10 protein-coding genes are annotated in these 14,811 nt (G+C 34.3%); 9 read left to right on the top strand and 1 reads right to left on the bottom strand.

All coding sequences use genetic code 11. From position 1 onward, the window contains the following. Nucleotides 1–2,216, top strand: a 2,216-nt coding sequence (smc, locus tag VMW81_07170; GenBank protein ID HUU50722.1) for a chromosome segregation protein SMC, incomplete at its 5' end; no start/stop codon positions are given. Between the two features lie 82 nt (nucleotides 2,217–2,298). Next, nucleotides 2,299–3,222 (top strand): signal recognition particle-docking protein FtsY, encoded by a 924-nt coding sequence (gene ftsY / locus VMW81_07165; protein HUU50721.1) that lies wholly within the window; start codon nucleotides 2,299–2,301, stop codon nucleotides 3,220–3,222. A gap of 61 nt (nucleotides 3,223–3,283) precedes the next feature. Here ftsY and VMW81_07160 read toward each other — a convergent pair whose 3' ends face one another. Continuing rightward, the gene (locus tag VMW81_07160) at nucleotides 3,284–5,467 is read right to left on the bottom strand and encodes a PBP1A family penicillin-binding protein (protein ID HUU50720.1); all 2,184 of its coding nucleotides are present in this window, start codon (nucleotides 5,465–5,467) and stop codon (nucleotides 3,284–3,286) included. A gap of 226 nt (nucleotides 5,468–5,693) precedes the next feature. Between VMW81_07160 and VMW81_07155 the strand changes: the two genes are divergently transcribed. The 7 genes from VMW81_07155 to VMW81_07125 all read left to right on the top strand — a co-directional run. Next, on the top strand, nucleotides 5,694–6,239 hold the full coding sequence (locus VMW81_07155; protein ID HUU50719.1) for an HNH endonuclease: 546 nt from the start codon (nucleotides 5,694–5,696) through the stop codon (nucleotides 6,237–6,239). Nucleotides 6,240–6,371: 132 nt separating this feature from the next. Next, a complete protein-coding gene (gene lnt / locus VMW81_07150; protein HUU50718.1) occupies nucleotides 6,372–7,961 on the top strand; it encodes an apolipoprotein N-acyltransferase in 1,590 nt (529 codons plus the stop codon). Nucleotides 7,962–7,983: 22 nt separating this feature from the next. Next, nucleotides 7,984–9,088 (top strand): peptide chain release factor 2 gene (prfB, locus tag VMW81_07145; protein HUU50717.1). Its coding sequence is split into 2 segments (ribosomal slippage): nucleotides 7,984–8,052 and nucleotides 8,054–9,088, totalling 1,104 coding nucleotides; the frame shifts between segments, so codons are not numbered across the junction. 104 nt (nucleotides 9,089–9,192) lie between these two features. Then, nucleotides 9,193–10,668, top strand: coding sequence for a lysine--tRNA ligase (gene lysS, locus VMW81_07140; GenBank protein HUU50716.1), 1,476 nt, complete (start codon nucleotides 9,193–9,195; stop codon nucleotides 10,666–10,668). Between the two features lie 15 nt (nucleotides 10,669–10,683). After that, the gene (locus VMW81_07135; GenBank protein ID HUU50715.1) at nucleotides 10,684–11,958 is read left to right on the top strand and encodes a lipoprotein-releasing ABC transporter permease subunit; all 1,275 of its coding nucleotides are present in this window, start codon (nucleotides 10,684–10,686) and stop codon (nucleotides 11,956–11,958) included. Between the two features lie 28 nt (nucleotides 11,959–11,986). After that, on the top strand, nucleotides 11,987–12,658 hold the full coding sequence (locus tag VMW81_07130) for an ABC transporter ATP-binding protein (GenBank protein HUU50714.1): 672 nt from the start codon (nucleotides 11,987–11,989) through the stop codon (nucleotides 12,656–12,658). A 10-nt stretch (nucleotides 12,659–12,668) separates the two neighbouring features. Beyond that, nucleotides 12,669–14,811: ATP-dependent Clp protease ATP-binding subunit (locus VMW81_07125; protein ID HUU50713.1), on the top strand; the 2,143-nt coding region annotated here is incomplete at its 3' end.

The raw sequence follows: 14,811 nt of genomic DNA, 5'->3' as shown, positions 1-14,811 counted from the left end.
ATCTTGAAAAAATAAAAAGAAATAAAGAAATAGCAGAAAAAAGACTTGAGGAGACACAGTTAAAAGATAATTCTGTTGAGGATAAAATCAGAGAAATTCAAACTAGCCTTACCAGCAAGGCTTCCCGTCTTAAGTCTCTTGAAGAGTTTGAGGCCAATCTAGAAGGTTACCAGCAAGGAGTGCGTTATCTTATGAAGCATCAGTATCAATCTTCTAAGAATCAAAGGATTCACGGCGTGGTAGCTGACTTATTAGAAACCTCTTCTGAATATGAGGTTGCTTTAAGCGCGGTATTGGGTGAAAGATTACAAAGTCTCGTTGTGGAGAACCACGATGATATCAAGGAAGCGATTCAATGTCTTAAATCCAATGGGGGAGGAAGAGGGACATTTATTCCTCTTAAACCAAAAAGCCTTAATAGCAAAAAGAATATTGATTTCAACGGTGAGAAGGGGGTTATAAGTAAGGCCGTAGATCTTATAAAATATAAAGATGAATTTAAAGATGTTTTGGAATTTCTTTTAGGAGACGTGATTATTGTTGAGAATTTTTCTATTGCCTTGGAATTATGGATAGAAGAAAAATTTGATAATACATTGGTTACATTAGATGGAGATGTCTTGGAACCTTCTGGCGTAGTCATTGGAGGTAATTTTAAAAATAATGCTAATCTTCAATTGTTGAGGAAGAGAAAGATTATTGGGGATTTAAAATTAGAGATTGATCGATTAAATAATCAGTTAGAAAAGACCAGAGGATTGAAAGATGAGATTTTTGATGTTATCAATAAGTTCAAGAAAGAATTAGAAGAATTGGATATTGCTCAGAAAAATTTAGAAAAAGAATCTCTTGAGTTAGAAAAAGACCTTCAGCATTTGGAAGAAGAATACTTAAGAATAAAGGAGAGAATTGATTTATTCGATTTTGAAAAAGGTCAATTGAGTGAAGAAAAGGAAAAAACTGATAAAAAAATTAAGGATGTTGAGAATGATGTAGTTTCTTTATCAGAAAAAAAAGAAGAGAGTGAAAAAGAAATTAACAGATTTCAGAAATCCATTGCTCTTTTGAATAATGATCGAGAAACACAAAAAGGCGAGTTGACCGAGCTTGCAATTTCCCTAACATCTTTAAGGGGAAAAAAGGAAAATAGTAGCCTGAAGATCCAGCAGATCATTGAAAAGAAAGAAGACATAAAGGCCAGAATGGAGGATTTAAAGAACATTCTTAATAAAGGAAGGGATAAAGAGAAAGAATATGCTGAGTCAATAAATGAAATGGAGTTATCTTTAAAAAAATTATTTGATAATAACAAAGTGATTGATGAAAATGTTAAAAACAAAGAGAGAGACCTTTATGAAAAAAAGAAGAATTTAGAAGCGCTAGAGGAAGAAGCAAAGAAGCTCAGAAGAGATATAAGTGAATTAAAAAATCAAATCAATGAAGTAGATATAAAGAAGACTGAGTTGCTTACCAAGATGAAAAGCATCGAAGAAAGGGTAACTCAAGATTATGGTTTTAAGATAGAAGATATATTAGAAAGAGAGGAAGGAGCTAATCTTTTATTAGAAGATAAAGAAAGGGAGATGGGTGAATTAAAAGATAAATTATCAAGGCTTGGAGATGTAAATCTCACTGCTCTTGAAGAATATAAAAATCTTGAAACAAGGTACAATTTTTTAAACGAACAGAAAGAGGATCTTACCAAATCTATTGAATCCCTTCATAAGGTTATCGATCGGATAAGCAGAACAACAAAAAATATGTTCAAGAAGACCTTTGATGCTGTTAATTCGAGTTTTCAAGATATAGTCTCGAGATTATTTGAGGGAGGCAAAGGAGAATTGGTTCTTTCAGATGAGGGAAATTTACTTGAGACAGGGTTAGATATAATGGTACAACCAGCAGGTAAAAAACTCCAGAACATCACTTTACTATCAGTTGGAGAAAAGGCATTAACAGCTATTGCTTTACTCTTCTCTGTATTTTTAGTAAGACCAGCACCTTTCTGTCTTTTAGATGAAGTAGATGCTCCCCTTGATGAGGCAAATATAGAAAAGTTTGCTAATATTCTGAGAGAATTGTCCAAAAAAACCCAGTTTATCATCATCACCCATAATAAACGAACAATGTCCTTTTCTGATGTTCTGTATGGGATTACTATGGAAGAAAGAGGGATTTCAAAGGTTGTTTCTTTGCAATTAAATAGTAAAAACTAATTGAAATTTTTTAATTATTATAAATCTCTTCTTTAAACTACAAAGAAGAGATTTATTGTTTTGAGTGGGTATGGAAAAAGATATGAGACAAAAGAGAAATTTATTTACCTCCACAAAAAAAGGTCTTGATAAGAGCCGAGAATTTCTGACTAATAAAATTGAGGGGTTACTTTCAAAAAGAGTTAAGATTGATAAAGAATTATTTGATGAATTAGAAGAGGTCCTTATACTGGCTGATTTAGGAATTAAAGGTACTACAGAGATTATAGGGAATTTAGAGGTGAGGGCAAATAGAGGGTTAATAAAAAGTTACGATGTTCTCTACTCGTCTTTAAAAGAGATTATCTTAAAAATTCTTCAACAGGGTGAGGAGAAATTAGAAATAAATACTTCTCCTTTTGTGATTATGGTTATTGGCGTGAATGGCGTAGGTAAGACTACAACTATAGCCAAAATGGCCAATATGTTTAAAAAAGATGGGAAAAAGGTGCTTTTGGCAGCTGGGGATACTTTTAGGGCAGCTGCTATAGAGCAGTTAGAAATCTGGGGAAATAGAGTAGGTATTGAGTGTATAAGACATCAGATAGGGGGAGATTCTTCAGCTGTTATTTTTGATGCAATACAAGCATGCAAGGCAAGGGGTTATAATATTCTTTTAGCTGATACGGCAGGGAGGCTTCATACCAAGGTTAATTTGATAGAGGAGCTTAAAAAAATGAAGAGGGTTATGGAGAAAGGATTACCAGGAGCTCCCCATGAAGTTTTATTGGTTTTAGATGCAACAACAGGGCAGAATGCGATATCTCAAGTAAAGATATTTAATGAGGCCTTGGATGTAACAGGGCTAGCTTTAGCTAAATTAGATGGAACCGCAAAAGGGGGGATATTAGTTAGTATTATAAATGAATTCAAGAAACCTGTTAGATATATTGGAATAGGTGAAGGCTTGGATGATTTAAAGACGTTTCATTCTGAAGAGTTCGTAGAAGCATTAATTGAAAAATAATACCGATTAATCCTTCATCAAGTCAAATCCTAAAAATCTATTAATTCCCTTTTAAGAAATTTTAAAAACGAGAGATCAGTTTTTTTATGATACTCTTAGTGCAAGATTCAGTAGGTTCAGTACCTTTGACAAACGATTCTAATATGAGATCTTTTCCGCAGTTCTCAGAAGGCAAAAGGCCTGTTTTTGCATCTATTTTGACTAAGGTAATATTTTCAGGTAAATTAAAATCTTCAATAGGCCAGTCCCTAAGTACATTATTCATAAAATTAACCCAAATAGGGCTTGCAGCCCGAGAACCTGTTTCATCTTCCCCAAGAGAACTGTTGTCATCCAATCCAACCCATACACCAGTTACTAAATGAGGTACATATCCAATAAACCAAGCATCTCTAAAATCATTTGTAGTGCCAGTTTTTCCAGCAACAGGTCTTCTTAAAGATTTTGCCCGCCAACCTGTTCCATGTTCTACAACTCCCTTTAGGAGATTTGTGATTATAAACGAGGTATCTGGGCTTAAGACATCAGAGACTACAGGATGATTTTCTTCTAGAAGTTTTCCTTCAATGTCTGTCACATAAAGGATTGAATAAGGTTCGACCCTTATACCTTTGTTGGAAAATATCCCAAAGGCTGAAGTTAATTCTAAAGGCGTTACCTCAAAAGATCCTAAACCAAGTGAAAGATAGGGATGTAAGTCACTCTTAATACCCATTCTATGGGTATAATCGATTACAGTATTTACTCCTATTTTATCTAATAACCTTATCGTAGCTACATTCCTAGAGTTTTCTAAGGCGTTTCTTATGGTAATAGGGCCGTAAAATTTATTCGAAAAGTTTTTGGGTTTCCAGTTTTCATTTTTTGAGGGGTCTTTATAAATAATAGGTGAATCAATAATAATGTCAGCGGCAGTGTAGCCATTGTCAATAGCAGCTGCATATATAAAAGGTTTAAAGGAAGAACCTGGTTGCCTCTTTGCCTGTGTTACTCTATTGAATTGGCTTTTATAAAAATCATATCCTCCAACCATGGCCTTTATCGCCCCGGTTTCTGGTTGAATAGCCACGATAGCACCTTCTACCTCTGGTTCTTGTTCTAAAGCCATCTCGTATTTTATGCTTCCTCTATCATAGATATTAAGAATCCTAGCCTCAATTACGTCCCCAATCTTAAAATGAGTAAAGGGATTTTTAATTTTAGCCCAATCCATATTCTTTAAGAGAATCCTCCCTTTCAAATCATCTATTTTTAAAAAAATAGAATTGGACTCTATTTTAACAATCTTTCCAGAAATTATACTGCCTACATTATATACAGAAGGTATTTTTTGAGTATGATCTAGGGTTGTATCTCTTTCTCTAATAATAGGCCTAAATCCCCTTCTTTTATCTAATTTTCTTAAGCCTTCTCTAAGATCTTTTTGAGCATACTCTTGCATTTCAATATCAAGGGTGGTATAGACATTAAGCCCACCTTTGTAAATAGCAGCATTCCCATGCTTTTTTTCTAAGTTTTGACGAATGTATTCTATAAAATATGGGAATCTGTTTATTCTCCTTTTTGTATGAGACAGTTTGATAGGGGTGGAGAGAGCATATTCAAGTTCTCCTTTAGATATGTGTCCTAATGCAGCCAACCTTCTTAACACATGGTCTCTTCGCCTTTTTGACTTATCTATATTATTAAAAGGAGAATAAAAGGAGGGGGCCTTTGGCAAACCAGCGATGAGTGCTGCTTCAGGGAGATCAAGATCTATAACACTTTTTCCAAAGTAAGTTTGGGAAGCTGCTTCTACGCCATAGGAGCCACTCCCAAGATATATTTGGTTAAGATACATCTCAAGAATTTTGTCTTTGGAATATCTTCTTTCTATTTGCAAAGCTAAAACAGCCTCCTTTAACTTTCTTGAAATGGTCTTTTCTGGAGTAAGAAATAGAACCTTTGATAGCTGTTGGGTTAGAGTGCTTCCACCTTCTACAATCTTTCCTGCTCTTATGTTAGACCAGATAGCTCTGATAATTCCTTTAAAGTCGATTCCATAATGGTTATAAAAACGAGAATCTTCCGCAGCTAATAAGGCGTCTTTAAGAAGCTTGGGAATCTTTGTGAGAGGTATCAATACCCTGTTTTCTTGAAAAAATTCGGCTATTAATTCATCATTATTTGAATAAACCTTTGTAATTGTCTTTGGTTGATACTCTTCTAATAGCTTTATCTGAGGAAGATCGCGAAGATATCCCATAAAAGCCCCAAAAGAAGAGCCTAAGATGATAGATATGATTAATAATATAAAAAATATGGTTTTTTGTTTCACGGTTTTGATCTTTATATTTTTTAAACAAATATATTAAATATTTAGATGGCTATTATGATATATCAATAAGGATTATAAAGTCAAACTTGAAGTTGACAGGATTATGTCTAATCAATATAATTACTAGAATTTTTGTATATATAAAGAGATCTCTATGGATTTATTGAAAGTATTAGTATTAAATCAAACCTTTGAGCCATTACATTTTTGTGATGCAAAAAGGGCTGTTGTCCTTATATTATTAGGAAAGGCAGAAAACATAGAATATGATGGCAGAATGGTTCGATCCCCCTCGATTTCTATAAGGCTTCCCATTGTTATAAGATTAATAAGATTTATCAAAAGGCCTTATAAAAAAGAAATTCCTTTTAGCAAAAAAAATGTTTTTAAGAGAGATCAGTACAGATGTCAATATTGTGGTAAAAATCATGCTAATTTAACCATAGACCATATTATACCAAAATCCAAAGGAGGAAGAACAAGCTGGGAGAATGTTGTTGTAGCCTGTCAAAAATGTAATTTAATCAAAGGAAATAGACCATTAGATGTAACAAATCTAAGACTATTGAAAAGACCTAGGAGACCTTCTCCGTATCAAGTTTATTACGGTTTCCCATTACCATTTTCAACACGTTGTCAGCAAGTTTGGGATAGGTATCTTTTATGTAATAAAAAAAGTCAAAGTACTGCCACACATTGATCTCTATACGCTTTCATTCTGCATCGGTCAAACGCCAAATATCCATGGAAATTTTTCGGAGATAATGAGTTGTACCTAAAAAAATAGAATTGTTTATTACTAATATTATTTTGTATAGAAAAGTCTTTCATTATGAGAAAAAAAGAGATTATATATTCAATAATTTCAGGGTTACTTCTTATATCAACTTTCCCTAAATTTAATTTGGGATTCTTATCTTGGGTTGCCCTTGTTCCTCTTTTTACAGCACTAAGAGATAAAGGCCCTCTTCAATCTTTAGGATTAGCTTGGGTCACAGGTTTGATATATTTTTCAGGGATTCTATACTGGGTTGTTAATACAATGGTTAACTACGGGGACCTCTCTATTTTTTTCAGCTATCTCATCCTTTTGATGTTAGTAATTTATCTCAGTTTTTATATAGCTTTATTTGGGTTTTTTTTGGGTTATCTGAATGAAGAGGAGGAATATAAAAAATGGATTATAGCACCTTTTCTTTGGACATTCTTGGAATATCTTAGGTCTCACATCTTGACTGGGTTTCCGTGGGCAAGCCTTGGATATTCACAATTTCAAAATTTAAAAATTATTCAGTTTTCCGATATCACTGGAATATATGGAATATCCTTCTTTATTGTTTTAGTGAATTCTTTGTTATTTCTTTTTATAGTAAACCTCCAAAAAAGAAGTGTTCTTATATCGAATGATAGGAGGTACATTCCTTCTAATACAAAAATAGTTTTAGTTTTGATTTTAAGTTTTTCTCTTTCGATTATTTATGGTTACTTAAAAATAGATCGTTACTCTAAATTGGAGAAGATGGATGTAGATCGACTCAAGGTATCTCTCATTCAAGGAAATATTGAACAGGATAGAAAATGGGATTCTAAATATGTCAGAGAGACCATTGATATTTATAAAAATTTGACGTTAGATGCATCAAAAAATAGACCAGATCTCATTGTATGGCCTGAAACCGCTGTTCCTTTTTACTTTCAGTCTGAAAAGCAATTTTCTTCAGAAATCCTATCTTTAGCAAAGGATTCACAAAGTCCTATATTATTTGGTAGCCCTGCTTATAAATATATTAAGAATCAAATTAGATTATACAATAGAGCCTATCTTGTAAGTTCTGATGAAAGAGTGTTAGGTAAGTATGATAAGATTCATTTAGTTCCTTTTGGTGAGTATGTTCCCTTAAAAAGTCTCTTTCCTTTTATTAATAAAATAGTAGAGGGTATTATAGGTGATTTTTATAGTGGAGAAGATTACAGTATAATGGATGTGTCTGGAAAAAGATTTGGTATTTTGATATGTTTTGAAATCATCTTTCCTCAATATGCAAGGAAATTTGTGAAGAAGGGAGCCCAATTTTTAGTCAATATAACAAATGATGCATGGTTTGGAAAGAGTGCTGCTCCTTATCAACATATCGCAATAGCGGTCTTTAGAGCTATTGAAAACAGGGTATTCATAGTGAGGGCTGCTAATACTGGAATTTCAGGGTTTATCATTCCAACAGGTAAGATTGTAAAAGATACTGAGATATTTGTAAGGACATTGGTAGAGGGAGAGGTCATTCCTAGAGATGAAAATTTAACTTTTTATTCAAAGTATGGTGATATATTTATCTATTTCTGCATTATTATTATTTTAGCCTTTTTTTCAAAAACATTGATTTTAAGATATAAAAAGAGAAAAAAGTTGTTTATAAATCTATGAATTTAATTTGAGGGATAAGATTATGTTCAATGAGTTTAAAAAAGATTTCTTAAATTTAAAAGAGAGATTTAATACCATAAGAGGCTATCTTTGACCTCGATTCCAAGGAGAAAAGAGTAAAAGATATAGAGAAGGAGATTTTAAAAGACGAGTTTTGGGAAGATAATGAAGCGGCTCAAAAGATACTTAAAGAAAGGTCTCAATTAAATGAGTTGATCAACATTTTTCAGACACTGAAAGATGAGATAGAGGAACAAGAATTATTATTAGAGCTTGCTCAAGAAGAGTCTGAAGACAAGTCGTTATTGGAAACCATTCAAAAAGGTTTAAACAATTTTAAGAAGAAGATAAGAGAAGAAGAGTATAAAATAGTGCTCTCTGGGGAACATGATATTGATAATGCAATTATCTCTTTACACCCTGGAGCCGGAGGAACGGAGTCACAGGATTGGGCGGAAATGTTACTAAGAATGTATCTTAGGTGGGCAGAAAACAAAGGATTTAGAACAGATATCATCGATTATCAACCTGGGGATGAAGCTGGGATAAAAAGTGTTACTTGTTTGATCTCAGGGGAATATGCTTATGGTTATCTTAAAGGTGAAAGTGGAGTCCATAGATTGATCCGTATCTCTCCTTTTGATACAGGGAGGAGGCGACACACCTCTTTTGTTTCAGTATTTGTTATTCCTGAGATTGTGGATGATATTCAGGTTCAAATAAAAGAATCAGACTTGAAGATAGATACCTATCGGTCTAGTGGTGCAGGGGGACAACATGTAAATGTAACCGATTCAGCTGTTAGAATTACTCACTTACCGACCAAGATAGTTGTGCAGTGTCAAAATGAGAGATCACAGCATAAAAATAAGGCTATGGCTATGAAGGTCTTACGGTCAAGATTATACGAGTTAGAAAAACAAAAACAAAAGGAAAAAATGGAAGAGATACATAAAGAGAAAAAAGAGATTGCGTGGGGAAGCCAAATTAGATCATATATTCTCCATCCATACACCATAGTTAAAGATCACAGAACAAATATTGAAGTGGGAAATGTTAATTCTGTTTTAGACGGTGATATTAATCAATTCATAGAGGGATATTTATTTCACAATAGAAGGAGATAGGCTTTAAAGCCTTTTTACTTGACGATAAATGGTACTCTTAGCTATACTGACGAAATATTAGTCCTAAGAACAATCGTATATACGAGAAAGGTAGAGATCTTATCGTGGATGAGGTAAAGGATTTATTTTCTCAAAGAAGAGAAAAGTTGAAAGAGATAAAGGATGCCGGTATCAATCCTTATATTAATCGATTTAAGGTAATCCATTTTATTCAGTCTATTTTAGAAAGATATTCTGATTTTGATAACGAAAGGCTAAATGATGTTTCTGAGGTATTTACTATTGCTGGTCGTTTAATAACAAAAAGAAAACACGGCAAGGTAATATTTTGTCATATAAAAGATTTTACAGGAAAGATTCAGTTATATCTAAGAAAAGATGAGTTTGAAAATAACCTATTTGAACTTTTTCTCAAATTTGATATAGGGGACTTTATTGGTACAAGTGGAAAGGTCTTTAAAACAAAGACAGGAGAATTAACCTTATGGGTTAAGGATTTTAAACTCCTTAGCAAATCATTAAGGCCTCTCCCTGAAAAATGGCATGGATTGAGAGACATTGAAATCAGATATCGTCAGAGGTATCTTGATCTCATAGCTAATGAGGAAGTTAAGAAGATTTTTGTTCTCCGAAGCAGGATTATTGAAAAGATAAGAAATTTTCTTAATAGCATGAAATTTTTAGAGGTTGAGACACCTATGATGCAACCCATTCCAGGTGGGGCAGCAGCAAAACCTTTTGTTACACATCATAATACACTCAATATGACCCTTTATTTGAGGATTGCTCCAGAACTTTACTTAAAAAGACTAATTGTTGGAGGACTTGAAAGAGTCTATGAGATTAATAAAAGCTTTAGAAACGAGGGAATATCTTCAGAGCACAACCCAGAATTTACAATGCTAGAGTTCTATATGGCTTATGCAGATTATAATGATCTTATGGATATTACAGAGAAGATGATAGCCTTTATTGCCAAGGAAGTTTTGGGTACGACCCATATAAATTATAATGGTGAAGAGATCGATTTATCTGGTTCTTGGAGAAGATATACCTTAAAAGAGTCTATGATTAAAATTGGTGGTATAAACCCAAAAATCATAGAGGATAAGAATGAATCAAAGAAATATGCTCATGACTTACAGATACCTCAATCAGGTAAAGAGAGCCATGCTAAGCTTTTAAATGAGATATTTGAGAGAGTGGTTGAACCAAAATTAATCCAACCGACTTTTATTACAGATTATCCCATTGAAATATCTCCACTAGCTAAAAAGAAGGAGGATAATCCTGAGTTAGTAGAGAGGTTTGAAATATTTATAGGGGGAAAAGAGATTGGAAATGCCTATACCGAGTTAAATGATCCCTTAGACCAGGAACAGAGATTTAAAGAACAACTACGTAAATCAACTGACGGAGAAGATGAAATGATCTCTATAGATAAAGATTATATCAGAGCGTTAGAGTATGGCATGCCTCCAACAGCAGGAGAAGGCATTGGTATTGATAGGCTTGTAATGATAATGACAGGTTCTACATCTATTAGAGATGTCATCTTATTTCCTCAGTTAAAGGACTAAAAAGTTATTAAGGTTATGGCTTTTGAAATATACATAGGATTAAGATATTTAAGATCAAAAAGAAAACAGCTTTTTGTATCTTTAATTACATGGATTTCTATCTTGGGCGTATTGGTTGGGGTTATGGCCTTGATTGTTGTCATAGGGGTGATGAATGGATTTGCTGATGTCTTAAGAGACAAGATATTAGGGACACATGCCCATATAAGGATAATGGATAGAAGATCCCTTCTCATGGATGATTATCAAAAGGTTATAAAGGATATGAAGGGTCATCCCCATTTGCAATCCGTTGCTCCCTTTATTCTTAACCAAGTAATGTTGTATACGAGAACAAATGTTTCAGGAGTTGCAATAAAAGGGATTGATCCGTTGACAGAGGGAAGAGTTACAGATTTGGAAAAGAGTATTATTGAAGGAGATATTCGGAATTTATCTCAAAAAAACAGACTTGTTAAAGGAGATCCCTCAGAAAAGAGAGGAATAATTCTGGGAAAGGAGCTATCAAGAAATTTAGGAGCATATATAGGTGATAAAGTTACTGCCATCTATCCTCAAGGGAATATAACAGTGGTAGGCAGTATACCGAGAATGATGAATTTCACAGTTGTAGGAATATTTTATACAGGTATGTATGATTATGATTCAAACCTTGCATTAATATCCATTGAAAATGCTCAAAAATTTTTTAATATTGGTAACAAAATTACTGGATTGGAAATAAAAGTTGATAATATTTTTAAGGCAGATAAGATAGGAGAGGAGATTCAAAAAAAAGTTGGTCTTGATTATTGGGTTATGGATTGGAAAAAATTTAATCCCACCCTCTTTTCAGCTCTCAAGATAGAAAAGATCACCATGTTTGTTATTTTGGTGCTTATCATCTTAGTTGCTGCCTTAAATATTGTAAGTACTCTTTTTATGATGGTCTTAGAAAAGAGTAAAGATATAGCGATTCTCAAGTCCATGGGGGCTAATAATAAAAGTATAATGAAAATATTTACAATACAGGGATTAGTCATTGGAGTCACTGGAACAATTCTAGGTTGTATAGGGGGTTTGGCTTTATCCACCTATTTAAATCAGATAGCTGAATTTTTAGAGAGGATATTTGGTATTGATATTTTCCCAAAAAGTGTGTATTATTTAGATAAAATCCCTGTTCAATTAGGAGCTCTAGATATAGTCTTGATTGTTGGTATAGCTATCATTTTAAGCCTTTTAGCAGGTGTTTATCCTGCATGGCGGGCTGCGAGGTTGGATCCATTAGAGGCTATAAGATACGAATAGAAAAAAAGGAAAAGAAAAAACGACGGATATTGTTACAGCTAAAAATCTTTGTAAATCTTTTAGAACCAATGGGGTTTTGCTAGAGGTTTTAAAAGGAATTAATCTAAGCGTTAAAAAGGGGGAAATGGTTGGAGTTGTAGGTGCATCAGGAGCAGGGAAGAGCACTCTCTTACATATTTTGGGGACCCTTGACAGACCATCAGATGGAAAAATATACTTTGAGGGAGTCGATCTCTTCAGTTTAACAGGTAAACAATTAGCAAGCTTTAGAAATAAAAGGATAGGATTTATTTTTCAGTTTCATCATCTTTTACCAGAATTTTCTGCATTAGAGAATGTTATGCTACCTGCTTTTATTGCTGGGGCTGATAAAACTGACACAGAGAATAAGGCGAAGGAGTTATTAGACGAAGTGGGTCTCAAAGATAGATTAAAGCATAAACCTGGAGAGTTGTCCGGAGGCGAACAACAGAGGGTAGCTTTGGCTAGGGCATTAATAAATGGGCCGGATTTGGTATTAGCAGATGAACCCACAGGAAATTTGGATAGTAAAACAAGTAATTCTATGCATGAGCTGTTAAACAGAATCAATGAGGAGAGAAATCAAACTTTTGTAATCGTGACCCATAATAGCAATTTAGCGAAAAGGATGGAGCGAGTTGTCCATTTAATTGATGGGAGGGTTTATCAGGAAGATTAGGAGGTAAAAGATGTTTAAAAGGTTTACAGAACGTGCGAGAAAGGTAGTTATTCTAGCTCGCGAAGAAGCGGAAAGGTTCCGCAGTGACTACTTAGGTACGGAACATATTCTCATGGGAACTGTTAAAGATGGTGGTGGAATAGCAGTTACTGTTCTCCAGAGACTTGGCGTAGATCTAAAACACCTTAAATTAGAATTAGAAAGGCACTTTCCCTTGACCAGTTCTACCGTTGTTATTGGTGATATCCCTTTTACTCCTCGAGCAAAGAAGGTGCTTGAATACGCAGTAGATGAGGCTCGAATGATGAGTCATAACTATATTGGTACAGAACATCTTCTCCTCGGATTACTCAAAGAAAAGGAAGGAGTAGCATTTAAGGTTTTGAGTAGTATGGGTGTGAGACTTGTTGATGCTAGAGAGCAGATTTTAAATTTATTAAAAGAACCATTGTCCCCTGGAAAGGAAAAGCCAAAAACACCAGCATTAGATGAATTTGGAAGGGATTTAACGAAATTAGCTATTCAGCATAAGTTAGATCCCGTTATTGGAAGGGAGTTTGAGATTGAAAGGGTAATTCAGATTTTGAGTAGAAGGACAAAAAACAATCCTGTTTTAATTGGTGAGCCTGGGGTTGGAAAGACAGCTATAGTAGAAGGTTTAGTTCAGAAAATAGTCAATAAAGAGGTGCCCGAGATATTGTATGATAAGCGGGTTATCTGTTTAGACCTTGGGGCTTTGGTTGCTGGAACAAAATACAGAGGACAGTTTGAGGCCAGATTAAAGGCGGTAATGAAAGAGATTACACAGTCTGAAAATATCATTATATTTATTGATGAGCTTCATACTCTTGTTGGTGCTGGTGCTGCCGAAGGTTCTATTGATGCGTCAAATATGCTCAAACCCGCCCTTTCAAGAGGAGAGCTTCAGTGTGTTGGTGCAACCACTTTAGATGAATATAGAAAATATATTGAGAAGAATGGTGCATTAGAGAGGAGATTTCAACCTATAATGGTGAATCCCCCTACTGTTAACGAAACGATAGATATCATTAGATGCCTTAAGGATAAATATGAAATGCATCATAAAATCAAGATTACTGATGAGTCAATCATTACAGCAGTAAGATTATCTGATCGATACGTCTCTGATAGATTTTTACCTGATAAGGCTATCGATGTGGTTGATGAGGCTGCTTCAAGGGTTAGATTACAGAGAGAAACCTTGCCTCCTGAAATTAGGGAGGTGCAGAAAAAGTTTGAAGAGGTTTCAAGAGAGAAGAAAGAAAAGATAGAGAACCAGGATTTTGAGTCAGCCGTTGGCTTAAGAGATAAAGAAGAAAAATTCTTAAAAGAATTGAATACTTTAAAGAAAAAATGGGAGGAAAAACAGCAAAAGGTTGAATCTGTTGTAACCAGTAAGGATATATCTTACATTGTTTCAAGAATGACTGGAATACCTACTACCCGAATAGAAGAGCAGGAATCTATGAAACTTTTGAATATGGAAGAAGAGTTGCATAAGAGGATTGTTGGACAAGACGAGGCTGTAAAAGCTGTCACAAAGGCAATTAGAAGGTCAAGAGCTGGATTAAGAATGGTTAATAGACCTATTGGAACTTTTTTGTTTTTAGGACCAACAGGAGTTGGGAAGACAGAACTAGCTAGGGTTCTTACCGAATTTTTGTTTGGCCAAGAGTCTTCTTTAATCCGATTAGATATGTCTGAATATAGGGAAAGATTTAGTGCCTCAAGGCTGACAGGCGCACCCCCTGGTTATGTAGGATACGAAGAGGGAGGACAGCTCACTGAACAGGTCAGACGAAAACCTTATTCTGTTGTACTATTGGATGAGATTGAGAAGGCCCATAGTGATATATTTCATATGCTCCTTCAAGTTATGGATGACGGTCATCTCTCTGATAGTTATGGACGAGCCATCGATTTTAAAAATACTGTTTTGATCATGACTTCTAATATATCTTCAAAAATGATAGGGAAAAACACCTCCTTAGGATTTCAAAAGACAGATAGAAAAACCTCTTTTGACAAACTTAAAGATTCTATAATGGTTGAGTTGAAACGGGTATTTAATCCAGAATTTTTGAATAGAATAGATGACATCATTATATTCCATCCTTTAGATATGGAGAATA

Source organism: Nitrospinota bacterium (assembly GCA_035528715.1).
Taxonomy (GTDB): domain Bacteria; phylum JADFOP01; class JADFOP01; order DATKYB01; family DATKYB01; genus DATKYB01.
The sequence above is the reverse complement of the archived record's forward strand: the minus strand, read 5'-3'. Positions and strand labels throughout refer to the sequence as shown.